General features: G+C 68.5%; 22 protein-coding genes and 2 tRNA genes. 10 read left to right on the forward strand and 14 right to left on the reverse strand.

What is annotated here, in order from left to right:
- Positions 1-172: 172 nt before the first annotated feature.
- From J7D54_RS04985 to nadE, 3 genes are read right to left on the reverse strand one after another with little or no spacing between them, the layout of a single operon-like run.
- Positions 173-1,171 carry a DNA topoisomerase IB gene (locus J7D54_RS04985; protein WP_182764430.1) on the reverse strand — a complete coding sequence of 333 codons (999 nt, stop codon included), beginning with the start codon at positions 1,169-1,171 and terminating at the stop codon, positions 173-175.
- A gap of 7 nt (positions 1,172-1,178) precedes the next feature.
- On the reverse strand, positions 1,179-1,748 hold the full coding sequence (locus J7D54_RS04990) for a cysteine hydrolase family protein (RefSeq protein ID WP_182764429.1): 570 nt from the start codon (positions 1,746-1,748) through the stop codon (positions 1,179-1,181).
- Positions 1,745-2,569 carry an ammonia-dependent NAD(+) synthetase gene (gene nadE / locus J7D54_RS04995; protein ID WP_182764428.1) on the reverse strand — a complete coding sequence of 275 codons (825 nt, stop codon included), beginning with the start codon at positions 2,567-2,569 and terminating at the stop codon, positions 1,745-1,747. Before nadE ends, J7D54_RS04990 begins: the two co-directional genes overlap by 4 nt.
- A gap of 35 nt (positions 2,570-2,604) precedes the next feature.
- Here nadE and J7D54_RS05000 point away from each other — a divergent pair, with 35 nt between their 5' ends.
- Positions 2,605-3,231, forward strand: a complete 627-nt coding sequence (locus J7D54_RS05000) for a trimeric intracellular cation channel family protein (RefSeq protein ID WP_182764427.1) — start codon at positions 2,605-2,607, stop codon at positions 3,229-3,231.
- A gap of 40 nt (positions 3,232-3,271) precedes the next feature.
- Positions 3,272-3,700, forward strand: coding sequence for a DUF1801 domain-containing protein (locus J7D54_RS05005; protein ID WP_182764426.1), 429 nt, complete (start codon positions 3,272-3,274; stop codon positions 3,698-3,700).
- 9 nt (positions 3,701-3,709) lie between these two features.
- Here J7D54_RS05005 and J7D54_RS05010 read toward each other — a convergent pair whose 3' ends face one another.
- From J7D54_RS05010 to orn, 3 genes are all read right to left on the reverse strand, one after another.
- A complete protein-coding gene (locus tag J7D54_RS05010) occupies positions 3,710-4,234 on the reverse strand; it encodes an SRPBCC domain-containing protein (RefSeq protein ID WP_182764425.1) in 525 nt (174 codons plus the stop codon).
- 64 nt (positions 4,235-4,298) lie between these two features.
- A tRNA-His gene (locus J7D54_RS05015) sits at positions 4,299-4,371 on the reverse strand.
- Between the two features lie 64 nt (positions 4,372-4,435).
- A complete protein-coding gene (gene orn / locus J7D54_RS05020; protein WP_182764424.1) occupies positions 4,436-5,107 on the reverse strand; it encodes an oligoribonuclease in 672 nt (223 codons plus the stop codon).
- A 60-nt stretch (positions 5,108-5,167) separates the two neighbouring features.
- On the opposite strand from orn, the gene J7D54_RS05025 reads away from it, so the two are divergent.
- A tRNA-Arg gene (locus J7D54_RS05025) sits at positions 5,168-5,240 on the forward strand.
- 228 nt (positions 5,241-5,468) lie between these two features.
- Here the strand turns inward: J7D54_RS05025 and J7D54_RS05030 are convergent.
- The 3 genes from J7D54_RS05030 to J7D54_RS05040 form a co-directional block, all read right to left on the reverse strand.
- Positions 5,469-6,002, reverse strand: coding sequence for a DUF1697 domain-containing protein (locus J7D54_RS05030; RefSeq protein ID WP_245244207.1), 534 nt, complete (start codon positions 6,000-6,002; stop codon positions 5,469-5,471).
- A gap of 19 nt (positions 6,003-6,021) precedes the next feature.
- On the reverse strand, positions 6,022-6,909 hold the full coding sequence (locus tag J7D54_RS05035) for a metallophosphoesterase family protein (protein ID WP_182764422.1): 888 nt from the start codon (positions 6,907-6,909) through the stop codon (positions 6,022-6,024).
- Positions 6,910-7,038: 129 nt separating this feature from the next.
- A complete protein-coding gene (locus tag J7D54_RS05040) occupies positions 7,039-7,635 on the reverse strand; it encodes a 2'-5' RNA ligase family protein (protein ID WP_182764421.1) in 597 nt (198 codons plus the stop codon).
- 76 nt (positions 7,636-7,711) lie between these two features.
- Between J7D54_RS05040 and J7D54_RS05045 the strand changes: the two genes are divergently transcribed.
- From J7D54_RS05045 to J7D54_RS05065, 5 genes are all read left to right on the forward strand, one after another.
- Positions 7,712-9,109, forward strand: coding sequence for a PrsW family intramembrane metalloprotease (locus J7D54_RS05045; RefSeq protein WP_182764420.1), 1,398 nt, complete (start codon positions 7,712-7,714; stop codon positions 9,107-9,109).
- A complete protein-coding gene (locus tag J7D54_RS05050) occupies positions 9,106-10,827 on the forward strand; it encodes a GTPase domain-containing protein (RefSeq protein ID WP_182764419.1) in 1,722 nt (573 codons plus the stop codon). Before J7D54_RS05045 ends, J7D54_RS05050 begins: the two co-directional genes overlap by 4 nt.
- Positions 10,827-12,437, forward strand: coding sequence for a GTPase (locus J7D54_RS05055; RefSeq protein WP_182764418.1), 1,611 nt, complete (start codon positions 10,827-10,829; stop codon positions 12,435-12,437). Before J7D54_RS05050 ends, J7D54_RS05055 begins: the two co-directional genes overlap by 1 nt.
- A gap of 69 nt (positions 12,438-12,506) precedes the next feature.
- The gene (gene ettA / locus J7D54_RS05060; RefSeq protein ID WP_182764417.1) at positions 12,507-14,186 is read left to right on the forward strand and encodes an energy-dependent translational throttle protein EttA; all 1,680 of its coding nucleotides are present in this window, start codon (positions 12,507-12,509) and stop codon (positions 14,184-14,186) included.
- A gap of 118 nt (positions 14,187-14,304) precedes the next feature.
- Positions 14,305-14,793: a hypothetical protein gene (locus J7D54_RS05065; protein WP_182764416.1), complete on the forward strand. Its 489-nt coding sequence runs from the start codon at positions 14,305-14,307 to the stop codon at positions 14,791-14,793.
- A 73-nt stretch (positions 14,794-14,866) separates the two neighbouring features.
- Here J7D54_RS05065 and J7D54_RS05070 read toward each other — a convergent pair whose 3' ends face one another.
- The 4 genes from J7D54_RS05070 to J7D54_RS05085 all read right to left on the reverse strand — a co-directional run bounded on the left by J7D54_RS05070 (position 14,867) and on the right by J7D54_RS05085 (position 19,701).
- Positions 14,867-15,832, reverse strand: coding sequence for a hypothetical protein (locus tag J7D54_RS05070; protein WP_182764415.1), 966 nt, complete (start codon positions 15,830-15,832; stop codon positions 14,867-14,869).
- The gene (locus tag J7D54_RS05075; protein WP_182764414.1) at positions 15,825-16,316 is read right to left on the reverse strand and encodes an RNA polymerase sigma factor; all 492 of its coding nucleotides are present in this window, start codon (positions 16,314-16,316) and stop codon (positions 15,825-15,827) included. The genes J7D54_RS05070 and J7D54_RS05075 overlap by 8 nt, the downstream gene beginning before the upstream one ends.
- A gap of 79 nt (positions 16,317-16,395) precedes the next feature.
- Positions 16,396-19,182 (reverse strand): FAD-binding and (Fe-S)-binding domain-containing protein, encoded by a 2,787-nt coding sequence (locus J7D54_RS05080; protein ID WP_182764413.1) that lies wholly within the window; start codon positions 19,180-19,182, stop codon positions 16,396-16,398.
- 63 nt (positions 19,183-19,245) lie between these two features.
- Positions 19,246-19,701, reverse strand: a complete 456-nt coding sequence (locus J7D54_RS05085; protein WP_182764412.1) for a MarR family winged helix-turn-helix transcriptional regulator — start codon at positions 19,699-19,701, stop codon at positions 19,246-19,248.
- A 109-nt stretch (positions 19,702-19,810) separates the two neighbouring features.
- On the opposite strand from J7D54_RS05085, the gene J7D54_RS05090 reads away from it, so the two are divergent.
- Together J7D54_RS05090 and J7D54_RS05095 are read left to right on the forward strand one after the other, a co-directional pair.
- Entirely contained in the window at positions 19,811-21,646 is a 1,836-nt protein-coding gene (locus J7D54_RS05090) for a long-chain fatty acid--CoA ligase (RefSeq protein ID WP_182764411.1), read from the forward strand.
- Between the two features lie 40 nt (positions 21,647-21,686).
- The gene (locus J7D54_RS05095) at positions 21,687-22,547 is read left to right on the forward strand and encodes a thioesterase family protein (protein WP_255433780.1); all 861 of its coding nucleotides are present in this window, start codon (positions 21,687-21,689) and stop codon (positions 22,545-22,547) included.
- Here J7D54_RS05095 and J7D54_RS05100 read toward each other — a convergent pair.
- A complete protein-coding gene (locus J7D54_RS05100; RefSeq protein WP_182764409.1) occupies positions 22,496-24,853 on the reverse strand; it encodes a LamG-like jellyroll fold domain-containing protein in 2,358 nt (785 codons plus the stop codon). The two genes, J7D54_RS05095 and J7D54_RS05100, sit on opposite strands and share 52 nt — an antisense overlap.
- Positions 24,854-24,856: the final 3 nt, after the last annotated feature.

Genomic DNA, 24,856 nt, shown 5'->3' on the forward strand with positions numbered 1-24,856 from the left:
AGGACGGTGTCCATGGAGACAAGGGCATTTGACCCGGCGCCGTAGCCGGTCTCAGCTTCGCCGTGGCGGAGAGTCACCTCGATGGGGGACTGCTCCTACTGGGCCCGCATCCCCCTGCATCCCCTGCGCCTCGCCCCGCGACCACGCTGATGGGACCGTCCAGGTGGCCCCGTCACTCCAACAATGCAAGGAGGGCCTTCTCCAGGCCCGTCTGGCGCGCATTGGCCGAGCTGTACTTCTTCCGGGCGGCCTCGGCGATGGTGTCGCCGGATTCGTAGGCGTCGAGCACCCGCGGGTCGATGTACGACGAGCGCGCCACCGTCGGCGTGTTGCCCAGGTAGCTGGCCACTTCCTGGACCGCCTGCCTGATCGCGCGTTGCCGCGACGCCTTCGAAGTGCCGGGCTCCTCGGTCAGCGCCAGCGATTCCGCGGCGATCACCGTGGCGTGCCAGGTGCGGAAGTCCTTCGCGGTGAGCGCGCCCCCGAAGAGGTCTGAGAGGTACCCGTTGACATCGGCGCTGCTGAGGTCGCGCCACCGGCCGTCCTGCCGGTACGCCAGCAGCCGCTGGGAGTCGTCGGTGCGCTTGCGCAGCTTCTCCAGCACCGTGATGGCCGGCTGGTCGTCGACGGCGATGGTGTGCGCGATCCCGGACTTCCCCGTGAACGAGAACACCAGGTCGTCGCCCCGTCGGCGGACGTGCTGCCTCTCCAAGGTGGTGAGCCCGAACGAGCCGTGGGCGTCGGTGTAGGCGTCGTTGCCGATGCGGAAGTACCCGATGTCGAGCAGCCGCACGGCCGTGGCGCAGACGCACTCCAGCGACGAGTCCTCGAGCGCCAGGTCGGCCGAGATCCGACGGCGGGCCGAGGGCAGCATCTCGGCCGCGGCGGTGATGCGCTCGAACTTGGAGCGGTCGCGCTTCAACCGCCAGTCCGGGTGGTAGAGGTACTGGCGGCGGCCCGCGTCGTCGGTGCCCAGGGCCTGCAGGTGGCCGTTGGGGTGGGGGCAGATCCACACGTCGGTCCAGGCGGGCGGGATGGCCAGGGCCTTGACGCGCTCCACCTCGTCCTTGGGTAGCGCGTTGCCGTCTGCGTCTGTGTAGCTGAAGCCACTGCCGCGCTTGCGGCGCGTGAAGCCCATCATGCGTGGGCTGACCCGACGGAGCCTGACCATGAGGACCTCAGGATCCAGCGAGGAGGTTGAGGCTCTCGCGCTGGGTCAGCACCGGCTGGCGCATCTCCTCGCGGAGGAAGTCGAGTAGGGCTTCGGCGAGGGGACGATGGTCCGACGCGATGGCGCCACCGGCGACGTAGGCGCGGATGTTGTGCGCGAAGGCGCCGATGGCGGTCTGGGCCACGCAGCTGTGGGTGGACACCCCGCAGATCAGCAGGCGGTCGATGCCGAGGAAGTCGAGTTGTTCCTTCAGGTTGGTACCGAAGAAGGCGTTGTCGCGGGTCTTGACGATCTCGACGCAGTCGGTGGTGTCGAGGCCGTCCAGGAATTCCGCCTGTTCGCTGCCGGGAAAGGCGAAGCCCTGGTCGTCCTCCAGCATGTTGAGGGTCCAGGTGGACTTGTCGGGCTCGTGCTGGGTCCGCACCAGGATCACCGGGCGGCCGTTGGCGCGGGCCGCGGCGATCAGCTCGTTGGTGGGAGGCAGGAGCAGCTCCTCCTTGCCGGCCAGGCCGGGAAGCTCGAAGTAGGACTTCTGGAGGTCGATGACCACCAGCGCCAGTCCGGCGTCGCCGCTCACTCCCGCCACCAGGTGTCGGAGATCGTCACCGGCACCGTCCGCTTGTGCCTGCTGCGCAGCCAGGTCTGCTCGATCCGCTCAGCGGAGGCCGTGGGCACGTCGCGGCCCTCGAGGTAGTCGTCGATGTCGTCGTAGGGGACGCCGAGCTCCACCTCGTCCGGCTGACCCACCTTGTCGTCGAGCAGATCCGCGGTGGGCACCTTGCCCCACAGCCGCTCAGGCGCACCCAGGTGTTTCAGGAGCTGGCGGTTCTGGCGCTTGTTGAGGCCGAACAGCGGCAGGATGTCCGCGCCGCCGTCGCCGAACTTGGTGAAGAAGCCCATGACGGATTCCGCGCCGTGGTCCGTACCCAGCACGAGGGCGTTGTTGTCGCCTGCCACGGCGTACTGCGCCACCATGCGGATGCGGGCCTTGACGTTGCCCTTATTGAAGTCGGTGATCTCCTCGCTGACGGCCGTGGCGTACTCGTCCTCGAAGCCGTCGACGGCGGGGCCGACGTTGAAGGTGAGGTCGCGGTCCGCGCCCACGAAGTCCATCGCGGCCTGCGCGTCGGCCTCGTCGTGCTGCACGTTGTAGGGCAGCCGCATGGCGTAGAAGGTGGCGTCGCCGCCCTGCGCACGCACCCGCTCCGCGGCGAGCTGCGCGATCCTCCCGGCGAGCGTGGAGTCGATGCCGCCCGAGATGCCGAGCACGTAGCCACGGGTGTGAGAGGCGGCTAGGTAGTCGACCAGGAACTGGATGCGCCGCTCGATCTCCTGCGCAGGATCGATCTCGGGCCGCACACCGAACTCGTCGATGATGGTCTGCTGAAGTTCACGCATCACCCCATTGTGCTGGATGGTGGCACCATTGGCCCGTGGATGCGTTCGATCCCTCGGTGCTTTTCCGGTTCGTTGACGTGGCGGGTGTGGTCGCCAACGGGCTACTCGGGGCCCTTGTGGCGCGCAGGTTGAGGTTCGACATCATCGGCTTCCTGTTCCTCGCCATCCTCACCGGCCTGGGAGGGGGCATGCTTCGCGATGTGCTGTTGACCACCCGTCCCGTTGCCTTCATCGACCCGCTGTACCTCGTGGGCGCAGTCAGCGCCGCGGGGGTCGCCTACCTGGTGACGTTCAAGGGCCGATGGATGAGCCGGCTGCTGACCTCGTTGGACATGCTCGCGCTGGGCTGTTGGAGCGCCACCGGCACCATCAAGGCGTTGGGCTTCGGGCTCGACCCGCTGCCCGCCATCCTGCTGGGCGTGCTGACTGCCGTGGGCGGGGGGATGATCCGCGACGTCGTCACGGGGCGCATCCCGGTGGTGTTCGGCGGTAACACGCTCTACGCGTCCGTGGCGGTGATCGGGGCAGCGGAGAGCCTGATCCTCACGCAGCTGGGGTACCCGAACCTGGGCATGGCGGCGTCGATCCTGACGTGCACCGTGCTGGGGCTCTTGGCGCACCGCTACCGGTGGACGCTGCCCCAAAAGGGCGAGGTGCGCTGAAAGGGCTGGAGATTTGTCGCAGGCCGGGTGAGGATGGGGCATGGAGGACAGTGGAAGTACCCAGGCCCGCCCAAAGCTGCTCTCTGGCGGCAACCCGCAGATCCCGAAGGGCGAAGGTCCCGGCCCTGTGCGCGACTACATCGCCGCGATGCCCGGCTGGAAGCAGCCCATCGGGCAACGCCTGGACGAGCTCATCGTCGAGGCGGTTCCGGACGTCCGCAGGGCCGTGAAGTGGAACCAGCCGCACTACGGGAACGAGGGGGACGGCTGGTTCCTGTCGTTTCGTTGCTACACCAAGTACGTCCAGGTGCAGTTCCTGAAGGGCACCTCACTGGAGCCCATGCCGCCGAAGGAATCTAAGCATGCGGAGGTGCGTTACCTGGACATCCATGAGGACGACGACTTGGACGAAGCCCAGCTGAGGTCCTGGATCGAGCAGGCGAGCAAGTTGCCCGGCGAACGGATGTAGGCGCTGGGGTCAGTCCGCCGACGCGGGGAGGTACTGGTCGGCCCACCGTCTGCCGGGATCCGGATCTGCGCCGAACCGCTCGGCGTACCCCTCGTGGATGGCGCGCCAGTGCTTGTGGGCCTCATCCTCGGACATGGGCTGGCCGGCGAGGTGCGGCTCCAGCCGCGACAGGTAGGTGTGCCAGCCGGTGGCGGTTTGCGCGGCCGGGAGGTCGTCGATGGTGTGGGTGAAGGTCAGGCGGGTGCCGGTCTCCGTAGGTTCGAGGTCGAAACTCTGGGGCTGGCCGGCGAACGTCCATGCCAGGCGCGACGGCTCGCTGGCCTCGTCGACGGTGAGGGTCATCCCGCCGAGGTCGATGCTCTCGCCGGTTTCCGGCCCCCAAGGGGCGGCGCCGGGGAAGAACTCCTGGAGCTCAGCGGGGTTGCTGACCGCCTGCCAGACCCGCTCGACTGGGTAGGGGAGCTCGATTTCGAAGCGCAGCGCGGGGCGCCCGTCGACCGATTCGAGCGTGCCATGTGGGCTGTTCGGAGCCATGATCATCCTCAACTCGGCGACAAAGCAATCGGCCCCAGCATAAGCCGGGGCCGATTCTCTTCGGGGTGAGTAACGGGACTTGAACCCGCGACTTCCTGGACCACAACCAGGTGCTCTACCAGCTGAGCTATACCCACCATCGCCGGTTGATCCGGCAGCCACTAATCGTAGCGGATGGGAATGGCCTGCGCGAATCGAGCGTCAGACCTCGTCGACGGGGGTCTCGGCGGGCGTCTCGACCGGGGGAGTGACGGCCGCGGACCCGGTGGCGCCGGTGAGCGCCCCGCGGTGGCGGGCGGCGATCTCACGCAGCTGTGACGACGTGGGTCCCGGCCGCGGGACGAAGAGCGCGTCGCGGTAGTAGCGCAGCTCCTCGATGGACTCCTGGATGTCGGCCAGGGCGCGGTGGTTGCCGGACTTCACGGGGGCCAGGTACTGCACCCGGGGGTACCAGCGGCGAGCCAGTTCCTTGATGGAGGACACATCAACGTTGCGGTAGTGCACCCACTGCTCGAGCTCCGGCATGTCGCGGGCGAGGAAGGCGCGGTCGGTGCCGATCGTGTTGCCGGCCAGGGGCGCCTTGCGGGCGATGGGCACGTGGGTGCGGACGTAGTCGAGCACCTGGGTCATGGCGTCTTCCATGGTGGTGCCGGTGCTGAGTTCGTCGAGGAGGCCGGACTTGGTGTGCATCTCGCGGACGAAGTCGCCCATGGCGGTGAGTTGCTCGTCCGTCGGCTTGATGAGCACGTCGACGCCGTCGCCCAGGACGTTGAGGTCGCCGTCGGTCACGAGGGCGGCGACCTCGATCAACGCGTCGGCCCCGAGGTCTAGACCCGTCATCTCGCAGTCGATCCACACCAGTTTTTCGCTCATGGGCACCAACCTATGACTCCGGGCCACCTGCACGCCAACGGGCTACACTGTTTGGCCGAAGCCCCAGTAGCTCAGCGGATAGAGCAACAGCCTTCTAATCTGTAGTGCGCAGGTTCGATTCCTGCCTGGGGCGCTTTGTGATGTCTCAGGACATCGGAATAGCCTGGACCCTCATTGTGGGGTTCAGGCTTCTTCGGGGCGTCACCGATGGTGGCCTGATGGTTCACGTCGGCAAGGACGGCATGGGCGTGGCACTTGACAAGCCCCTGAGCTCGAGGCGACGCTCTGATTCGAGCAGGGCAATCGTGCCGTACGCCCTTGGCGTTCGTAGGTAGCCGATGAATGCGTCCCGCAGGTGGGTCTACGTTTGCTGCGCGGCGAGGATCGTCAACCGGGCGACGAGTCGCTGCATCGTGGGGACTCCCCGGCAGGTCACCGGAATGCCGAGCAACCGGGTCAGCTCCGGGCCGGCGGAGATCCCTGAACCGGTGGCGCTCGTGACCGCGTGACTTGAGCTGAGCGCGTGCACCACGAGCTCACCGGTGGGAACGCGCTCGACGTGAGGCAGCACGAGTTCCGGGATGCTGGCGGCGTCGAAGAGGGTGAACTCGCCGCCAGGTAGGTCGGGATCGAGGTGCCCAACGGTGTCGATGAGCCAGTCCGCCGAGCGGACCACAACAAGGTCTGAGTAACCCGTGACAGCTGTGAGGCGGGCGACTACGGACTCCGCGAGTGCGGCGGGTTCGTCGCCGGAGAAGATCACGGTCCCGTTGGTCTGGAAGTTCACGGCACGGGTCGCGCCGGCCGCAGCGAAGGCATCCAACAGCTCGGGACTGCGCGGCGACCGGCTCCGCGCCTGGCCGAGGTTCATGTTCCTGAAGAACGCCACCTGCATGCTCACGGGCCCATCGCGTTCAGCCGTGGCGGAGATCGAACTTCGACAGCGGTTCGGGGCCCGCCATCACCCGGCGGGTGACCTGCAGGAGCGCGTCCTCGTTCGGGTCCACGCGCCAGCGCACAAGAGCGATGGTGTCCCCAGTGATTTCCAGGGCCGTGATGTGCGACGGGTAGACGCAGCTGCCCGAGTTGAAGTAGGGCACCCCGTTCTCGCGGGGGAACCTTTCGCGATGGGTGTGGCCGCAGATAAGTGCCGTCCGGTTCTGACGAATCCACTTCGCGTAGTTGCGCTCCACCTTGTGCCGCTTGTCCGCGTTGGCCACCGGACTCGTGGGGCTGTGGAAACCGAAGGCGTGCGCATACCTCCAGAAGGCGCGCATCATGAACCGGCTGAATCGCCATGCCTGGTCGTTGGGCAGGTCCCCCTGGTGCCCGTGCACCAGCAGGATGTCCTGGTGCGTCCGCTTGTGGCGGAACACGACCGCCTCCACCGGCTCCAAGCCGTCGAAGAACGGCTCCACCTCGCCGGTGGCGACATCCTTCGCGGTCCACAGGTGCTCGCGGACGTACTGGGGCTCCTTCAACACGATGTCGTGGTTGCCCCACATCCGGATGTACCTGTCGGCACGGTGGAACTGGAGCACCTGTTCCCACACGGCGCGGTTGGCTCTGATGATGTGCTTGTAGTCGTGCTCCCAGAGCTCGTCGCCGTCCCCGGCCTCCACGTAGGTGAACCCGTTGCGCCAGTAATAGTCCATCGCTGCCGTGAACGTGTTCTTGTTCTTCAGGAATTCGTCGGACTTCGAGCCGTCCCCGCGATGGCAGTCGCTCATGATCACGTAGCGCGAGGTGTCGTCGATCAGCTCAACCCGGGCATCCCTGTAGGCCTCCGAGAGACGTGTCATCGTCTTCACGGGAATCACCGCCCTTCGCTGGCTTCTCTTCGATCATAGGTCTGAGCTGCTGCCGTCGTCCCCGATTTCTCGACGGGCCACTGCCGAGCCGGGCGAGCCTTAGAGCGGTCTGAACCGCCCTCAATCAGCGTCGAGGGTCCAGTTGGCGAGCTCGATCCAGTCGAACCAGCCCAACTCCGGGCGCACGGTGACGGACACCAGATGGACGGACCCGATGCGCACGGGACCCACCTCGGGGGCGCCCTCGAGTCGGCGCTGGAGTTCCGCGTCGTCGACCTCGCCGGTGGCGTAGGCCAGGGAGACGTGGGGGCCGTACGGCGCCCCGAGGACGTCGCCGCCGTAACTGGCCGCCGCACGGCCGACGGCCTCGACCAGCGACACCCACGCGGAAGTTGAGTCCGCGACGCATTCCACGGCTACAGGTTGGGGCTGGGGCGCGCTCAGGTTCAGGTCGAAGGCGCGGACGGTGTCGAGCTCGTCGGTCAGGTGCTGCGCGAGGCGGCTGAGGTCCGCGTGCTTCAGGTCGTCGAACTGGGCCAGCCGGCGCACGGTGAAGTGCCGCCACGAGGCGGGCATCAGAGGAAGGTTCGGCAGGCCGTCGAGACGGGACGCGGCCTCGTCGAGGCGGTCCTGGACGTCGTCTGTGGGGAGGGCGTACACGTGGAGCGACCCGTCGTTCTGGGTCCAGGGGGTCATCTGCTCGAAGAAGCTGCGCATGGCGCTGAGCCTAGCGATGGGAAGCGGGCGGCGGATCCTCGGGCGCAGGACGATCGGCCGGTAGTCTGGGCGCACTATGAGTACAGCGCAGATCAGCCAGCCCACGACGCGCGGCCGTTGGCTGAACGGCCTGCCGCAGGATGGGCCCAGGCGCCCCTGGTACCTGCGGCTCCTGCGCAGCCCACTGTTCTGGCTGGCGCTGATCCTGTTTCCGCTGTACTTCTGGGCGCTCTACGACCAGTACTGGATGCTGCACCCCGAGCAGACGTTCGAGGACGGCACCCGTTCGCTGGGCATCAGCAACGAGGCCCTCAAGCTCGGCGCGTACTGGGCCATGTGGACCGGCCTGGCGTACACGACGCTGTTCATCCTGCTCGACCGGTTCCGGGCTTCGAGCCCCGTCGTCTGGTTACTGGCGCTCGGGTGGGGAGCCTGCGCCTCCACCTGGTTCTCCATCCACGTCAACACCTGGATGGGCCAGGCCATGGCCACCACCCAGGCCAACTCCGACGCGGGGTCGCGCGCCGCGATCTTCTCCGCTCCGTTCGTGGAGGAGTTCGCCAAGGCCACCATCCTGGTGCTGCTGGTGATCCTCTGGCGCAACAAGATCGTGTCGCGGCTCTCTATCATCACGCTCGCCGGGCTGTCCGCCGTCGGCTTCGCGTTCACCGAGAACATCATCTACTACGGCCGCGTCTGGATGCAGGCCACGCACGACATCACCATCGCGGAACCCGCGGAGTCCTTCATGGAACTGGTGATGCTGCGCGGCGTGTACACCTCGTTCGGCCACCCGCTGTTCACGATGATGACCGCCGCGGGCCTCGCGATCGGGCTGGGCGCCCGCTCGAAGTGGGTCCGGGTCATGGCGCCGGTGGGCGGCTATCTGCTCGCCTGCGCGGGCCACATGCTGTTCAACGGCCTGTCGTCCACGAACTCCATCGACAACCTCATGATCCAGTGGTACATGGCGCTGGGTCTGGTGGCCGTGATCGTCATTTCCCTGATCGTCAGCATCGTCGGCAATGCGCAGATCATCCGGGCCCGCCTGGGCGACTACCAGCACGCCGGTTGGCTCACCGAGCGCGACGTCGAGCTGTACGGCCGTCCCCTCCGCCGCGCCAAGCTGCTGCTCTACGCCCTGTTCCGCGGCCCCCGCATCTGGTGGCGCACCTCGAAGCTGGTGCGTCGCGTCACGGAGCTGGCGTACCTGCGCAACGCCATGACGCGCGGCCTCGTCTCGGAGGCCGGCGACGACCGCGCCCACCAACTGATCACCGAGATCCACTCGCTCCAGCAGATCACGTTCAGCGACTACGCGGGCCATCCGATGATCCCGCCGCGCAAGAAGAAGGCCAGCGAGCTGCCCCCGCCGCCCGAAGCCGGGCCGGGTGGGCCGCTCACCAGCAACTATGCCCAACCCGTCGCGCCCGGCCCGGCCGGCGTCGGCGGCAACTATCCTGTGCGTTCATGAGCGGATCCCAGAAGCTCGTCGACGCCTTCCACCTGCTCGACGCCACGCTGCCGTCGGCGCAGTTCCCGCTTCCGCTCGACGGCGCCGAGTCCCTGCGTAGCCTCGCGGGTTCGCTGGCGCACCAGGTCCGCGACTATCTGCTGCCGCGTGCCTCCCGGCTCGACGCACCGCTGCTCGCCGTGGTCGGCGGCTCCACGGGCGCCGGCAAGTCCACCATCGTGAACTCGCTCCTCCGGGCCGAGGTGACGCGCCCGGGTGTGCTGCGCCCGACGACGAAGTCGCCTGTGTTGATCTGCCACCCCGACGACGAGGAGTGGTTCCGCTCCGACAAGGTGCTGCCCGGGCTGGTGCGCACCGACACCCAACTCCACGACTCCCGGGCGCTGCACATCGTCGCGTTCCCCGACCTGCCCCCGGGCCTGGCTCTGCTCGACGCACCCGACATCGATTCGGTCGACGACGCCAACCGGGCGCTGGCCCGCCAACTCCTCCTCGCGGCAGACCTCTGGGTCTTCGTCACCTCCGCCGCCCGCTACGCCGACGCCGTGCCCTGGGACTACCTCCACCAGGCGCAGGAGCGCAACACGATGCTGGCGGTGGTCGTCAACCGCTGCCCACCGGGCGCGATCGCCCAGGTGGCCGGGCACCTCGCCCAGATGCTCGCAGAGCGTGGCCTGGCGTCGGCCAAGCTGTTCGCCATCGTCGAGCGCGCCCTGGGGCATGACGGGATGCTCCCGCTGCCGGATGTCGGCGGGTTGCGGCAGTGGCTGGGGCAGCTCGCCTCGCAGACCGAGGCCCGGGCGCAGGTGGCGGTGCAGTCGCTGGCCGGTTCCGTGCGCTCGCTGGACCCGCAGCTGCACGAACTCATCGGCGGCATCCACCGCCAGAACGAGGCCATCGAGGAGCTGCGCGAACAGTCCGTCAGCACCTACCGTCAGGCCGTCGTCGACGTCGCCGAGGCCGCTGGCGACGGCACCATGCTGCGCGGTGAGATCCTCAGCCGGTGGCAGGACCTCGTCGGCACCGGCGAGTTCATGCGCTCCATCGAGGAACGCATCAGCGCCTTCCGCGACCGCCTCACCGGTTGGTTCCGCGGCGAACCCGAGGTGCACGCCGTCGAGGTCGCCATCTCCGACAACCTCGCCGCCGTCCTCCAGGAGAAGGGCCAGTGGGCCGCGGAACAGGTGGCCGTGAAGTGGTCACGCACCCGCTGGGGCCGCGACATCATCGTCGCCGAGCCCGGCCTCGCCCACCCGTCGCCGGATTTCGACGCCGCGGCCACCGCCGCCATCCGCGCCTGGCAGTCCGACGTGATGCGCCTCGTCGAGGAGCAGGGCCGCGGCAAACGCATGAAGGCCCGCTTCCTCGCGCTGGGCACGAACATCCTCGCGCTGGCCCTGATGATCGTCGTGTTCGCCGCCACCGGCGGGCTCACCGGAGCGGAGGTGGGCATCGCCGGCGGCGCCTCGGTGCTCGCCCAGCGACTCCTCGAAGCCGTCTTCGGCGAAGGCGCCGTCCGGAAGCTCGCCGAACAGGCCCAGGCAGACCTCGAGGCCCGCGTCCAGGGCGTGCTGTCCGTCGAATTGTCACGCTACGGCGCCATCCTCGATTCGCTCGCCGTCGACGACGGCGCCACCGCCCAACTCGAGAGCGCCGCCGTCACCCTCCGGGACGCCGCGCGCAGCGCGTTCGACGACCTGACCGCCCCGGAGCTGTGATGTCCCTGATCGCCGACCACCTCGCAGCACTCACCGAGGTCCTCGACCTCGCGCAGGGCCGCATCCCAGCCGAGGCGGAGGCCCGCGCCCGCGCCGTCCTGGCGCACGCCCCCCGCAGGCTGGCCGCCGGCGCCCAGACCGTCGTCGCCATCGCGGGCGCCACCGGATCCGGCAAGTCCAGCCTCTTCAACGCCCTCACCGGCACCCGCCTGGCAGAGCAGGGCCCCCGCAGGCCCACGACGGCGCTCACCATGGCCGCCAGCTTCTCCGCCACCAACAGCCGCCTGCTGGACCTGCTGGCGGTGGCGCGCCGCCACGAGGTGGAGCCGCCCGCAGGCGGCATGCAGGACCTGATCCTGCTCGACCTGCCGGACCACGACTCCACCGCCACGGCCCACCGCGACGAGGTGGACCGTCTCGTGGCGCTCGTCGACCAGTTCACCTGGGTGCTCGACCCCCAGAAGTACGCCGACGCCGCCCTCCACCAGCGCTACCTGCGGCCGTTGGCCCGGCACCGCGAGGTCATCACCGTGGTGCTGAACCAAGCCGACAAGCTCTCTCCCGAAGACCTGGCGCGCTGCCTCGCGCACATCCGCCGGCTGCTCGACGACGACGGGCTCCACGGCGTGCCCATCCTCGCCACGTCGGCGGTCACCGGCATGGGGATCGACGACCTCCGCGGCCGCCTGGCGAAGCTTGCCACCGGGAAGCGCGCGGCGACCACCCGGCTCCAGGCAGACGCCGCCGTCGCCGCCCGGGAACTCGACGCGGCCATGGGCCGCGCCGTCACCCGCGGCGTGAGCAAGGACACCGTCCAGCGGCTCAACGCCCAACTGTCCGCCGCAGCGGGGGTGCCCATCGTGGTCGACGCGGTGCGCAACTCGGTGAAGCACCGGGGTCGCCTGGCCACGGGCTGGCCGCTGGTGAAGTGGATCGGCAGGTTGAAGCCGGATCCGTTGAAGCGGCTGCGCCTCGGGGTGAAGCGCGGCGCGGCACCGGCTGAGCTGGAACCGCCGGGCGGGCTGACGCGCAGCTCGCTGCCGGCACGCTCGGCCGCGGCGTCGTCACACCTCTCCACGGGTCTGCGTGGGCTCGCCAACGAACTGGGCGACGGCATGCCCGCCGGCTGGCGCGACGCCATCAGCCGCGCCGTGCACACGTCGGAGGCGACGCTGCCGGACCAGCTCGACCGCGCCGTCGTCGCCACCGACCTCAAGGTGGACCGCACGCCCGTGTGGTGGCAGCTGATCAGGGCCCTGCAGTGGGTGCTGATCGTCGCCGTCGTGGCGGGCGCCCTGTGGCTGACGCTCAACGTGGTGCTGAGCTACTTCGGGCTGCCGAAGGTGGACATCTACCCGGTCGGCCCCGACGGCGGGCTCCAACTGCCCGTGCCCACGCTGATGGTGATCGGTGGGGTGGTGGCCGGGATCGTGCTCTCGGGCCTGTCCGGCCTCGCGATCAGCGCCGCCGCGAAGGGCGCGGCGAAGCGCGCGAGGAAGGCGCTCAACGCGTCGGTGGCGGAGGTGGGCAGCGAGCACGTCGTCGCCCCTGCCGAGGCGGAGGTTCAGCGCTACGTGCAGGCCCGCTCCGCCCTGGATCGGCTCAGCTAGCGTTTCTGGGTTGTCCGCATTCCCGCATAGACTGGCCCGCGGTCCGTTACGAAGGGAAAACCGATACACGTGGCTGAGTTCATCTACAGCATGCAGAACGTCCGGAAGACCGCCGGTGAAAAGGTCATTTTGGATAACGTCACCCTCTACTTCCTGCCAGGCGCCAAGATCGGCGTCGTCGGTCCGAACGGAGCCGGCAAGTCCACCCTCCTGAAGGTGATGGCGGGCCTCGAGCGGCCCAACAACGGTGAAGCCGCCCTCAAGAAGGACGCCACCGTCGGGATCCTGCTCCAGGAGCCCCCGCTCGACGAGGACAAGACCGTCATCGAGAACGTCGAACTGGCCGTCGCCGAAACCAAGGCGATGATGGACCGGTTCAACGAGATCGGCGCCCTGATGGGGGAGCCGGACGCAGATTTCGACAAGCTCCTCGAAGAGATGGGCACGCTCCAGACGGAGCTCGACCACCGCGAGGCGTGGGAGCTCGACTCGAAGTTGCAGCAGGCCATGGACGCGCTCCAGTGCCCGCCGCCGGACGCCCCGGTCAACGTGCTCTCCGGTGGCGAGCGACGCCGCGTGGCGCTGTGCAAGCTGCTGCTGGAAGAGCCTGACCTGCTGCTCCTCGACGAGCCCACCAACCACCTCGACGCCGAATCCGTCGACTGGCTGGAGAAGCACCTCAAGAACTACCCGGGCGCCGTCCTGGCGGTCACGCACGACCGCTACTTCCTCGACAACGTCGCGGAGTGGATCTGTGAGATCGACCGCGGCCGGCTGCACCCGTACGAGGGCAACTACTCCACCTACCTGCAGAGCAAGCGGGAGCGCCTGCAGATCGAGGGCAAGAAGGACGCCAAGCGCGCCAAGATCCTCGAAAAGGAACTCGAGTGGGTGCGCTCCAACCCGAAGGCCCGCCAGGCCAAGAGCAAGGCCCGCCTGGCCCGCTACGAGGAACTGGCGGCCGAGGCCGAGCGGGGTCGCGCCGTCGACCTCTCCGAGATCAACATCCCGCCGGGCCCGCGCCTGGGCTCCGTCGTCCTCGAGGTGCGCAACCTCAAGAAGGGCTTCGGTGAGCGGGTGCTGATCGACGACCTCACGTTCACCCTTCCGCGCGCCGGCATTGTGGGCATCATCGGCCCCAACGGCGTCGGCAAGACCACGCTGTTCAAGACCATCACCGGTCTTGAGGAGGCCGACGCCGGCACGGTGAAGGTGGGCGAGACGGTGAAGTTCAGCTACGTGGACCAGGGCCGCTCGGGCATCGACCCGAAGAAGAACGTGTGGGAGGTCGTCTCCGACGGGCTCGACCACATCAAGGTGGCGAACTTCGAGATGCCGTCGCGCGCCTACGTCGCATCGTTCGGCTTCAAGGGCCCGGACCAGCAGAAGCTGGCCGGCGTGCTGTCCGGTGGTGAGCGCAACCGCCTCAACCTGGCGCTGACGCTGAAGCAGGGCGGCAACGTCCTCCTGCTCGATGAGCCCACCAACGACCTGGACGTGGAGACGCTGCAGTCGCTCGAAGACGCACTGCTCGACTTCCCCGGCTGCGCCGTCGTGATCTCCCACGACCGCTGGTTCCTGGACCGTGTCGCCACGCACATCCTGGCGTGGGAGGGTACCGACGAGGACCCGGCGAACTGGTTCTGGTTCGAGGGTAACTTCGCCGACTACGAGCAGAACAAGATCGAGCGCCTCGGCCCCATGGCGTCGCGCCCGAAGTCGACGGCCCACCGCCGCCTGACCCGCTGATCGTCGGTTCCCCTGAGCATGGGCGACGCCCCGTCTGCGCAATGCGCCACGGGGCGTTTCCCATTGGGGACGGGTGGTCATCGGTGCGGCTGCACGGGGCCGCGGTAGGCTGGAATCCATGCCTTCGCACACGCCGGTCCCGAGGTACCCCTTGGGTGAGTATGCGTATCAGGGCTTGTGGTGGGGCAGTGTGCTGCTCCCGCTGCTGCTGGCGGTGGTCCGGTTCGCAGCCGCTCCCACGGACATGACGTTCGCTCTCTTCACCATCATCGGGCTGCCGGCCATCATCGCCGGGCAGGTCATCGCGGGCATGCTGGCGTGGACCTATCGCCGTCGCCAGTGGCGGCACTGGTTGGGGCCGGTGGGGGCACGCTTGTCGTTCATCTACTACGCCGCCTGGGTGGTGCTGGCCCTGGCGTTACCGGAAGCGCGTCCGGGCGAGGTCTACCCGTCGTTCGTGATGGGGCTGTTCGGCAGCGCTTTCGCCAACGGCCTGTCGGCGGTGCTGTTCTGGCTCGTTCCGGTGCTGTACGTCACATTGCTGGCGTCGATCATCGTCGAGGGGGAGAGGGCCGTCAGGAAGTGGCGGAGGGCCCCCACGGCGTGACGGAGCCCCCAGGCAGCTCAAGAAGGGTGGCTTGAGCGCCCGGGGGCTCCATTCGGGGCCGTCGAGGTTGCCGTCAACTGGGCTCCACCAGTGCCTGGATCGCCTCTGGAATGGCGGCGGGAAGTTGGCACTGCCCCATGTCCGGATCCTCTCCGCTGGGCTCGCAGTTGTTGTCCATGCCCTCGAATGCCGAAGTGAGCAACAACACACGTTCCCCTGCCTGGACAACGACGGTGTCGGTGAAGACGCCGAAGCCCTCCTTCTCCGGCTCGGTCAGGATCATGAGGCCGGTGACGTAGCTCATCCGAGCAGGGGAGGCGTCCACCGCCGAATCGTCGAACGGTACCTCGTCGGTCTGATCCCGCGTGGTGACTTCCGACGGGGCCCCGAACTTGGGACTGACGTCGGTGCACGTCAGGGAGTCGGCCTTCAGCAGGTCGAACCCGGCCGAAGCCTCCTCCGGGGTGGCGTACCCGAGCACCGCGGCGCTGATGTAGGCGGGCCAGTCACCCTCCCTGCCGTACTCGCGGCTGAGGACGGTGATCGGAGCACCGACGTCACCCGGCAGGCACAGCGAGGAGACGCCCAGCCCTTCGAACTCGTTCTTGATCACGCCGGGGGACTGGTCGAGGAACAGCATCTCCGCCGTGGGCAGGTTCGCATACGAGGGGGCGGCCACCGTCGGGTCCGTGGGCGGCACCACGGGGGAGCCCGAGGTCACGGTCTCGGTCGGTTGCGGGGTCGGTGAGGGCGACGGCGACTGCGTGGGCACCTCGGTGGCACCGTCGGACGCCGTGGGGGACGGCGTCTGGGGGATGGCGGTGTTGGCCCACTGGGGGGTGCGCAACTGGTCGAGCAGCGGGCTCTGCCAGACACCCACACCTGCTGTCAGCACCAGCGCCATGACGCCTGCAGCCACGGACACGTGGCGGGTGGTGCGGCGCCGGTTGCCGCGGCGGCGGATCTCAGACGGGGGAAGCATGTCGACCTTCTTGGCATCGGCGGCCAGGCGGTCCAGCTCAGGAATGCGATCAGGCATGTCGGACCTCCAAGTCAGTGTTGAGAAGACGCGCCAGCGTGGCGCGGCCCCGGGCGAGTCGGGCCTTGACGGTCCCGGTGGGTGAGCCGACCTCGTCGGCCACCTGAGACACGCTCATGTCGCAGAGGTGGTACAGCACGATGGCGCGGCGTTGGTCGTCGGGCAGTTGGTCGAGCGCCCTGTTGATCGCGACCCTGTCCGGGCTCGGCTCGTAGGTGCGCTCCGGTTCGACGGCACGGTCGGCCTGGCGGAATCCCCGGCGGGCCTTGCGCCAGCGGCTGACGGCCAGGCGGTAGGCGGTGGTGCGGATCCAGGCCTCGGGGTTCTGGTCCCAGTCAAGTTTTCTGCGATGGTCCCAGGCGCGGATGAACGCCTCCTGGACGCAGTCCTGCGCCTCGGCCAGATTGCCGCACATCGCGTAGATCTGGCCGACGAGTTTCTGGAACGACCCGGTGTACAACCGGTCGAACTGTGCCTCGTCCATGGCGCCTCCTCTCAGCGTGTTCTGCTGTGAATACGCACGGCCCCTGAGTTCGGTTGCATCGATTCTGGAGCAACTTCGATCAGTGCGTGGCGAGGAGCTCCGCGAGCGACATCGACGAGCGGCCGGCCAGCGACGTGAGCTGCGTCTGGCAGGAGAAGCCGTCGGCCAGCACGATCGCGTCCGGGTGCGCCTCAACGGCGGGGCCCAGATCGTGCTCGAAGACCTTGACGCTCACCTCGTGGTGGCCTCGTTCGACGCCGAAGTTGCCCGCCAGGCCGCAGCAGCCGCCCACCTGCACCAGGTCGGCGCCGGTCTGCAGCAGGATCGTTTGGTCCTTCGCCCACCCGATCACGGACGCGTGGTGACAGTGCGGCTGAGCGACGATGGTGTGGCCGCTGAGATCCGGCGGGGTGAAATCCGGGTCTGCCGTGAGGAACTCGGCCAGGGTGAGGACCTTGCCGTCGAGTGCCGCGACGTTCTCGTCCTCGGGCAGCAGTTCAGGGGCGTCGCTGCGCCACACCGCCGTGCAGGAGGGTTCCACGCCGACGATGGGCACACCGTCGCGGACATACCGGGCGAGCACGGCCGCGGCGTTCGTGAGTTGGCGGCGGGCGCCGTCGAGTTGCCCGGTGGAGATCCAGGTGAGGCCGCAGCACGCAGCCTCGTCGAGCACCTCGGGCTCGTAGCCGAGGCGGACGAGGACCTGCACCATGGCGGCGAAAGAGGTGGATTCGAAGCAGTCAGAGAAGGAGTCCACCCAGATGAGCACCCGGCCCTTGGTGCCTTCGGCCGCGCCCAGGCTCAGGGAGCTGCGGGCGGTGTTCGAGGCGAAGCGGGGGATCTGGCGGCGGCCGTCGACGCCGGCGGCGAACTTCAGGAGGCGACCCAGCACGGGCGCGCCGCCGACGAGGTTGACCAGTCTGCCCAGGCCGGGGACGCGCGTGATCAGGCGACCCCAGCGCGGCAGCCAGCCCAGGGCGTAGTGCGCCCTGGGACGGAGGCGACCCTTGTACGTCTCGTGGATCACGCGCGCCTTGTACGCTGCCATGTCGACGCCGGTGGGGCAGTCGCGCGCGCAACCCTTGCAGCTGAGGCAGAGGTCGAGCGCGGCGTGCACCTCGGGCGAGCGCCACCCGCCTGTGATCAGCGAGCCGTTGACCATCTCCTGGAGGGCGCGCGCCCGGCCGCGCGTCGAGTCCTTCTCGTTGCGGGTGGCCTGGTAGCTGGGGCACATCACGCCGCCGGCCGCCGTCGAGTTCGCCAGGCACTTGCCGACGCCGGAGCACTGGTGCACGGCCTCGACGAAATCTGCGTGGCTCAGCGACAACGGCGACCTGCTGGCCGCCACCATCCGCAGGTCGGATTCGATGGGGGCAGGGTCGACCAGGACGCCGGGGTTCAGCAGGCCCTTGGGGTCGAAGACGTTCTTGATCTGGCGGAACAGGCCGAGCGCCTCGGGGGAGTACATGTGGTGCAGCAGGGCGGAGCGGGCGCGGCCGTCCCCGTGTTCGCCGGACATGGAGCCGCCGAAGGACGCCACCAGCTGTGCCGCCTTCTCGACGAAGGCCTTGTAGCGCTCGGCGCCGTCCGGCTCTGTGAGCGGGAAGTCGATCCGGCAGTGCACGCACCCGTCGCCGAAGTGGCCGTACGGCAGCCCGTGCAGGTTGTACCGGCCGAGGAGTTCGTCGAAGCGACGCAGGTACTCGCCCAGGTGCTGCGGCGGGACGGCCGCGTCCTCCCAGCCGCCGTAGGCGGGCTTCTCGAGGCTCACGCCGGCCAGGCCGGCGCCGTCGGCACGGATCTTCCAGAGGCTGTTGGCGCGGGCGGGGTCGTCGACCACCCAGCCCTCCGTCGCGGCGGATCCGGCGACGACGGCGTGGGCGCGCTCGAGGACCTCCGCGCGGTCGTCGCCGACGAGTTCGAGGAACATCCAGCCGTCGCCGGTCGGGAGTTCACCCACCGCCTCAAGGCCGTTCTTGGCGATCACCACGTCGACGATGCGCCTGTCGATGCCCTCGCACGCGGTGGGCTGGAAGCGCAGCAGGTTGGCGATGTCGTCGCCGGCGTCCGGCATCGTGGGGTAGCCCAGCGCCACCATCACGCTGACCGGCGCGTCGGTGACCAGCCGCACGGTGGCGCGCACGATCACACCCAACGTGCCCTCGGTGCCGGCGAAGAACTTGGGCAGGTCGAACTTCTTCTCCGGAAGGAGGTGTTCGAGCGAGTAGCCGGAGACCTGACGGATGAACGTGCCGAACTCCGTGCGGATCACGCCCAGGTTGGCGGCGACGAGCGTGCGGAGCTCAGGCACGTCGTCGACCCCGAGCGTCAGTAGCTCGCCGGTGCCGGTGATGATGTCGAGGGAGACGACGTTGTCCGACATGCGGCCGTAGCCAAGGGCTCGGGGGCCGCAGGCGTTGTTGCCGATCATGCCGCCGACGGTGCAGCGGCTGGAGGTCGACGGATCCGGCCCGAGCCGCAGGCCGTAGGGGCGCGCGGCGATCTGGAGCTGATCCTGCACCACCCCCGGATCGATGACGGCGGTGCCGGCGACGGGGTCGATGGAGTGGATCGTGTGGAGATGCTTCGCCACGTCGATCACCAGCCCGGGCCCGACGGCGTTGCCGGCGCACGAGGTACCCGCGCCGCGGGCGGTGATGGGGGTGTCGGTGGCCAGGCAGGCGCGCACGAGGGCGATCAGCTCATCGGAGGTGCGCGGGTGGGCGACGGCAAGCGGCTCGACGCGGTACAACGACGCGTCCGAGGAGTAGAGCGCGCGCGTCAGCGTGGAGGTGTCGACGATGCCGGCGAGTTCACCCAGCTCACTCAGGAGCCGGGCGTGGGGGGCAGCGGTGTCGACGGTCACCCCCCTAGTTTCGTGCGTCGGGAGGAGAATGTCGAAAGGTATCCACCGACGCCGCTCGGCAGGTCAGTCCGTGACGGCGAGTGCGGACTGCATCGCGCGGCCCAGGGCCGCGTAATCCTCAGGGTTGATGGCGTCGACGAAGACCCTACGCACCGAATCGACGTGGTGCGGCGCTGCCCGCTTGAGGAGGTCGAAGCCCTCTTCCGTCATGGTGGCCTGCACGCCGCGGCCGTCGGAATCGCACGAATTGCGCGAGACCAGGCCCATCCGCTCCATACGCTTGACGGTGTGCGTCAACCGCGAACGGGAGTGGCCCACCGAGGAGGCGAGTTCGCCCATGCGCAGCGTGTGGTTGGGGGACTCGCTGAGCCGTACCAACACCTCATATTCGGGCAGCGAGAGGTTAAACTGGCTCAGCGCCTCGTCGAGGTACTCATTGATATGCGTGTTGGCCAGGAGGTAGCTCCGCCAGACACGTTGCTGGCTCTCCGTGAGCCAGCCTGCAACTGGTTCTGTCATGTGACCAGGATAGCACAATGGTTGAGGATTCAAGTAGTTGGTCCGCCAAATCCCTAGCCGACGCCGCAGCGGCACGTTAACCTAGCCTGCAACCGTTGAAAGGGACCCCATGGGACTTCGTGAAGAGATCATGTCGCTTTCGGCCGATTCGGTCGGCCAGATGCTGCGGCGGCGTGTGGCGGAGACGCCCGACAAGTTGGCGTTCATGTATCCCGACGGGAAGGCCGAGGGTCCCAACACCTGGAGCGCCCTCACCTGGCGCGAATCCAACGAGATCATCGACAAGCTCGGCGCGGGGCTCCTGGCCCGCGGGGTGAAGTACGAGGACCGGGTGGCGATCTGCTCCAGCACCCGCGTCGAATGGATCTTCATGGACCTCGCCATCGCCGTGGCCGCGGGGGCCACCACGACGGTGTATCCCAACACCGCCTCCGGCGACGTGCACTACATCGTCAGCGACTCCGGCTCCAGCGTCTTCGTGGCAGAGAACGCCGAACAGTTGGCCAAGGTGCTGGATACACCGGATTTCGCAGAGCAGATCCACACCATCGTCGTGATCGACGGCACCGGCGTCACGTTCGACGACCGCATCATCTCCTACGACAAGCTGATGGAACTGGGCGAGGCCCACCTCAAGGAGAAGCCCGACGCGCTGGACGAATCCATCGCCTCGACGAACCACGACACCCTCTCCACACTGATCTACACCTCCGGCACCACCGGCCGCCCCAAGGGCGTGCGGCTCAACCACCTGTCCTGGGTGTACGAGGGGGCGGCCACCAAGTACCTCGAGATCATCGGCCCAGACGAGCTGCAGTTCCTGTGGCTGCCGTTGAGCCACGTCTTCGGCAAGGCGCTGATCGCCGCGCAGCTGGACTACGGTTTCGCGTCCGCCGTCGACGGCCGCATCGACAAGATCGTCCAAGGCCTTGGAGAGGTGCACCCCACCTTCATGTGTGGTGCGCCGCGCATCTTCGAGAAGGTGCGCGCCGCCGTCCTCACCAGCAGCACCGGCGTCAAGGGGAAGATCGCGCGCTGGGCGTTCTCCGTGGGCTACCGCTCCATCGACGACCGGCTCGCCGGCCGACCGCTCAAGGGTGCGCTCGCGGTGCAGTACAAGATCGCCGACAAGCTGGTGTTCTCCAAGCTGAAGGAACGCCTCGGCGGCCAGATGAAGTTCATGATCTCGGGCTCCGCGAAGCTCAGCCCGCAGATCCAGAAGTGGTTCTACGGCGCGGGCATCCTCATCGTGGAGGGCTACGGCGCGACGGAGACCAGCGCCATCGCCGCCGTCGACCTGCCGGCGGACCCGCACTTCGGCACCGTAGGCGCCATCGTCCCGGGCGTCGAGAGCAAGCTGGCTGACGACGGCGAGCTGCTGCTGCGCGGCCCCATCATCACCCCCGGCTACCACAACCTGCCGGACCAGACCGCTGAGGCGATCGACGACGACGGCTGGTACCACACCGGCGACATCGCTGAGATCGCCCCCACCGGCCACGTCAAGATCACGGACCGCAAGAAGGACCTGTTCAAGACCTCCGGCGGCAAGTTCGTGGCTCCGCAGAAGGTGGAGGGCGCCATCCAGGCGAACATCCCCTACGTGTCGCAGTCCATCGCGGTGGGCGAGGGGCGCAAGTACGTGGCCGCCCTCATCGTGCTGGACCCGGTGATGCTGCAGAAGTGGGCCGACAAGCGCGAACTCGGGAACCTCAGCTACGCCGAACTGTCGCAGCGACCGGAGATCCGGGCCTCCATCGAGAAGTGGATGAGCCGGGTCAACGAACGGCTCGAGAAGTGGGAGACGGTGAAGCAGTTCGCCATCCTCGACCACGAGCTCACCGTCGAGAACGCCGGCGTCACGGCCAACATGAAGGTGCGCCGCGGCGCGGTCACCGACAAGTACGCCGATGTCGTCGACACGCTGTACCCGCGGGAGGACTGACCCCTTGTTCCGCTGGGAGTGCCCCCTGCGTTGGTCGGACATGGATGCGCAGGGGCACATCAACAATGCCGTGATGGTCGACTACCTGCAGGAGGCGCGCGTCGTCTTCCTGCGTGGCGGGGCCGCCTCGGGATTGCTCGACGAGGGCATCGTCGTGGTCAGCCACCAGGTGGAGTACCGCCGACCCATCCATTACGACGGCGCTCAGGTGGTCGTCGAGCTGGGGGTGTCACGGCTGGGGGCCTCGCGGGTGGAGCTCGCCTACGAGGTGTCCCAGGGCGGTGAGGCGGCCCTCGTGGCGCGCACGATGCTGTGCGCCTTCTGCTTCGACGAGCAACGGCCCATCCGGTTGAAGCCCGAGTACCGCGAGTTCTTCGACGCCCACCGCAAGGAGGTGGAGCCGCTGCGCGAGCTGAGGGCTCCGGCGCTGGAGGGCGCGGGGACCCCGGTGTCGCTGCCGGTGCGCTGGACGGATCTGGACAGCTACGGGCACGTGAACAACGCGAAGGTCTACGACTACCTGCAGCAGGCGCGCATCGAGGCCACCACGCAGTGGGATCCGACGATGGCCCGGGCCGGCTCGGAGGGCGCAGAGCACATGTGGCTCGTCGCGCGGCAGGACGTCGACTACCTGGCGCAGCTCGAACACCGCCCGGAGCCGTACGAGGTGCGGGTCGCGCCCGTGCACCTGGGATCGTCGTCGATCGTGCTGGCCTCGGAGATCGTCGACCCGGCGACCGGCACGGTGCACAACCGGGCGCGGACCATCCTGGTGGTGGCCGATCAGGCCCTGAACAAGACGACGCTGCCCGGGGCACTGCGGGCCAACCTGGAGAGGCGCCTGGTGCCTCAGCGCGCGGCCAACTCCGCCACCTCAGGGTCGGACAGCGGCGCGTTGTAGACCCGGAGCTCATCCATCGCCCCGGAGTAGGGGGCATCCCACCAGTTCACGCCCAGGCTGAAGACCCCGTCGGTGGTGGTGAGCACGTCCGGGAAGCCGGTGCCCTCGAACACCCGGGTGCCGTCCACCCAGGCCGTGAGCTTCCCGGAGTCGACGGTGAACGCCACGTGGGACCAGGCACCGACGGGCAGCTTCTGCCCGAAGCCGGCGTCGTACCAGGCCGAGCCGGACCAGATCATCGAGTCACCGCCCACGCCGCCGTGGCCGGACGGCAGCAGGCTCACCCAGGAGGTCTCGTCGCGCGCGGCGAAGAAGGTGGGGGTGAACTGCGTGGTCACGGTGGGCTTCAACCACAGGGACACCGACCAGGTGGGCCCGGAGACGAGGCCATCGGGGAGCCGCACGCCCGAGCCGCCGTCGAACATTGCAGCCTGGCCCTGTACCCCCTCGCCGAACGTGATGCTGCCGCCAGGGGCACCGATCCGCGGGCCGCTCACCGTGCCTGCGGTCTGCCCGTCGGCGGCGTCGAGGTCGCCGTCGAAGGGGTAGCTCGCCACCAGCCCGCCCTCAACGCGGGCGGGCACCACGACGGTGAACTGCCGCGAGCCGGTGACGACGCCGTTGGTGACGGTGGCGGTCAACTCCACCGTCGCGTCGGGCTCCCCGGCCGTGGGCCGGACGACCGAACCGTCAGCGGCGATGACCGACTCGTCCGAGCTGGTCCACACGATGGTCGACCCCTGGGTGCCGGCGGTCGGCAGAGCGAGGTCGCTGATGGCGGTGTCCGGCACCGTGAGGTCGGCCAGCACCCGCTCCACCGCCTCGTCCGGGCTCACCTGCAGCCGCCCAATGGCACCCAGTGCCGCCCCGTCGGGTGCCAGCGCGGTCCAGGTGGTGACCCATCGCCCCTGGTCAGGGTCGAACTGGCGGGCGACCTCCGCCACGTACGTGGTTCCGCCGAGCCGCAGGATGAGGCGGGACTGGCCGTCCCGCTCCCAGGTGCCGCTCATGGCGCCGGTGACCTGGCCCTGCTGCGTCAACTCGATGGAGTCGGCCTGATGGATGTCGGTGTCGATGGTGCGCGGGGCGTGGTCCACCACCGCGTAGCTGCCGACGACGTCGTGCCTCTTGATGTCCCTGGCTGTGGTGCCTCCGTAGCGCAGCGGCGCGACGACCGGCCACCCGTCAACGTCGGTGTATATCTCGTGCACGCGGATCTGGTGCTCCTCCCCGCGGCCCGGGAAGCGCGTGTGGAAGGCCAGGAACTGCTGGCCGGTGGCCTCGTCGACGAACGGGGAACTGCCGCCGGGGGAGACGTACCCGAGGCCGCGTCCCACTCCGGGGTCGCCGGGCAGCCGCTGGAACTCGTGGTTGCCCAGCAACTTCACGGCTGACTCCTCGATGGAGGCATCGTCGAACAGCGGCTTGGCCGGGTCCGCCTTGACCTCGGCCATGTCGCGTCCCTCCGCGTCGAGGTACGGCCCGTCCGGGCTCGTGGCGCGGGCGACGCGGATGTTGTAACCGCCCGTCGAATCCAGCCCGCCGTAGGTGACGAACAGGGTGTAGAAGCCGGTGGCGGGGTCGTAGCTGACGGCAGGCCCCTCGATGCGGGCGTGGTTGCCGCCCCAGAGGTGCCTGCCGTACCCCTGGTCCGGCAGCGGGAAGCCGGTGGAGGGGTTCAGCTCGAGGATGAAGATGCCTCCTGAGAAGGAGCCGTAGACCATCCAGAGACGGCCGTCGGCATCGAAGAAGACATCCGGGTCGACGACATTGGGGTGGACCGTGGCGTCGTAGATGGTGCCGTCCTCGGAGGGCTGGCCCCACATGCCGGATTTCAGGATGAGGCCGAGGTCCTCGTACGGGCCGGTGACCTCGTCGGCCACCGCGATGCCCATCGCGGAGCGGGGTGAGTCGCCGCGGCAGGCGTTGTAGTACATGTAGAAGCGGCCGTCGGCCAGTTGGATCACGTCCGGTGCCCACAGCGTTTCGGTTTCCGCCCAGGTGAGCGCCTCGGAGAGCTCGGCGGTGACGTCGTCGAACAACGGATTCTCAGGGGTCACATCGGCGGCGATCTGCTCCCACTCGACCAGGTCCGTGCTCGAGGCCGCCTGGAGGTGGGATCCGAACACGTAATGCACACCGTCGACCTCGATGTGGTCGGGGTCGTGCACCGTGGCGTCCGCGAACGTCGGCGTGGGTGGCTGGGGTGCCTCGGGCGGCCGTGCCTCAGCGGGTGAGGCGGCGATCAGCGACACAGTGGCCACCACCGCCACGGAAATAGACAGGGGAGAGCGGAGAGACGACATTGT

The sequence above is a fragment of the Tessaracoccus sp. MC1865 genome, from assembly GCF_017815535.1.
Classification (GTDB): domain Bacteria; phylum Actinomycetota; class Actinomycetes; order Propionibacteriales; family Propionibacteriaceae; genus Arachnia.

Coding starts and splice junctions, on each gene's coding strand:
- J7D54_RS04985 (WP_182764430.1), bottom strand. CDS start 1,171: ATGGTCAGGCTCCGTCGGGTCAGCCCACGCATGATGGGCTTCACGCGC.
- nadE (WP_182764428.1), bottom strand. CDS start 2,569: ATGCGTGAACTTCAGCAGACCATCATCGACGAGTTCGGTGTGCGGCCC.
- J7D54_RS05005 (WP_182764426.1), top strand. CDS start 3,272: ATGGAGGACAGTGGAAGTACCCAGGCCCGCCCAAAGCTGCTCTCTGGC.
- J7D54_RS05010 (WP_182764425.1), bottom strand. CDS start 4,234: ATGGCTCCGAACAGCCCACATGGCACGCTCGAATCGGTCGACGGGCGC.
- orn (WP_182764424.1), bottom strand. CDS start 5,107: ATGAGCGAAAAACTGGTGTGGATCGACTGCGAGATGACGGGTCTAGAC.
- J7D54_RS05030 (WP_245244207.1), bottom strand. CDS start 6,002: ATGCAGGTGGCGTTCTTCAGGAACATGAACCTCGGCCAGGCGCGGAGC.
- J7D54_RS05035 (WP_182764422.1), bottom strand. CDS start 6,909: ATGACACGTCTCTCGGAGGCCTACAGGGATGCCCGGGTTGAGCTGATC.
- J7D54_RS05040 (WP_182764421.1), bottom strand. CDS start 7,635: ATGCGCAGCTTCTTCGAGCAGATGACCCCCTGGACCCAGAACGACGGG.
- J7D54_RS05045 (WP_182764420.1), top strand. CDS start 7,712: ATGAGTACAGCGCAGATCAGCCAGCCCACGACGCGCGGCCGTTGGCTG.
- J7D54_RS05050 (WP_182764419.1), top strand. CDS start 9,106: ATGAGCGGATCCCAGAAGCTCGTCGACGCCTTCCACCTGCTCGACGCC.
- J7D54_RS05055 (WP_182764418.1), top strand. CDS start 10,827: ATGTCCCTGATCGCCGACCACCTCGCAGCACTCACCGAGGTCCTCGAC.
- J7D54_RS05065 (WP_182764416.1), top strand. CDS start 14,305: ATGCCTTCGCACACGCCGGTCCCGAGGTACCCCTTGGGTGAGTATGCG.
- J7D54_RS05070 (WP_182764415.1), bottom strand. CDS start 15,832: ATGCCTGATCGCATTCCTGAGCTGGACCGCCTGGCCGCCGATGCCAAG.
- J7D54_RS05075 (WP_182764414.1), bottom strand. CDS start 16,316: ATGGACGAGGCACAGTTCGACCGGTTGTACACCGGGTCGTTCCAGAAA.
- J7D54_RS05085 (WP_182764412.1), bottom strand. CDS start 19,701: ATGACAGAACCAGTTGCAGGCTGGCTCACGGAGAGCCAGCAACGTGTC.
- J7D54_RS05090 (WP_182764411.1), top strand. CDS start 19,811: ATGGGACTTCGTGAAGAGATCATGTCGCTTTCGGCCGATTCGGTCGGC.
- J7D54_RS05095 (WP_255433780.1), top strand. CDS start 21,687: ATGGATGCGCAGGGGCACATCAACAATGCCGTGATGGTCGACTACCTG.
- J7D54_RS05100 (WP_182764409.1), bottom strand. CDS start 24,853: ATGTCGTCTCTCCGCTCTCCCCTGTCTATTTCCGTGGCGGTGGTGGCC.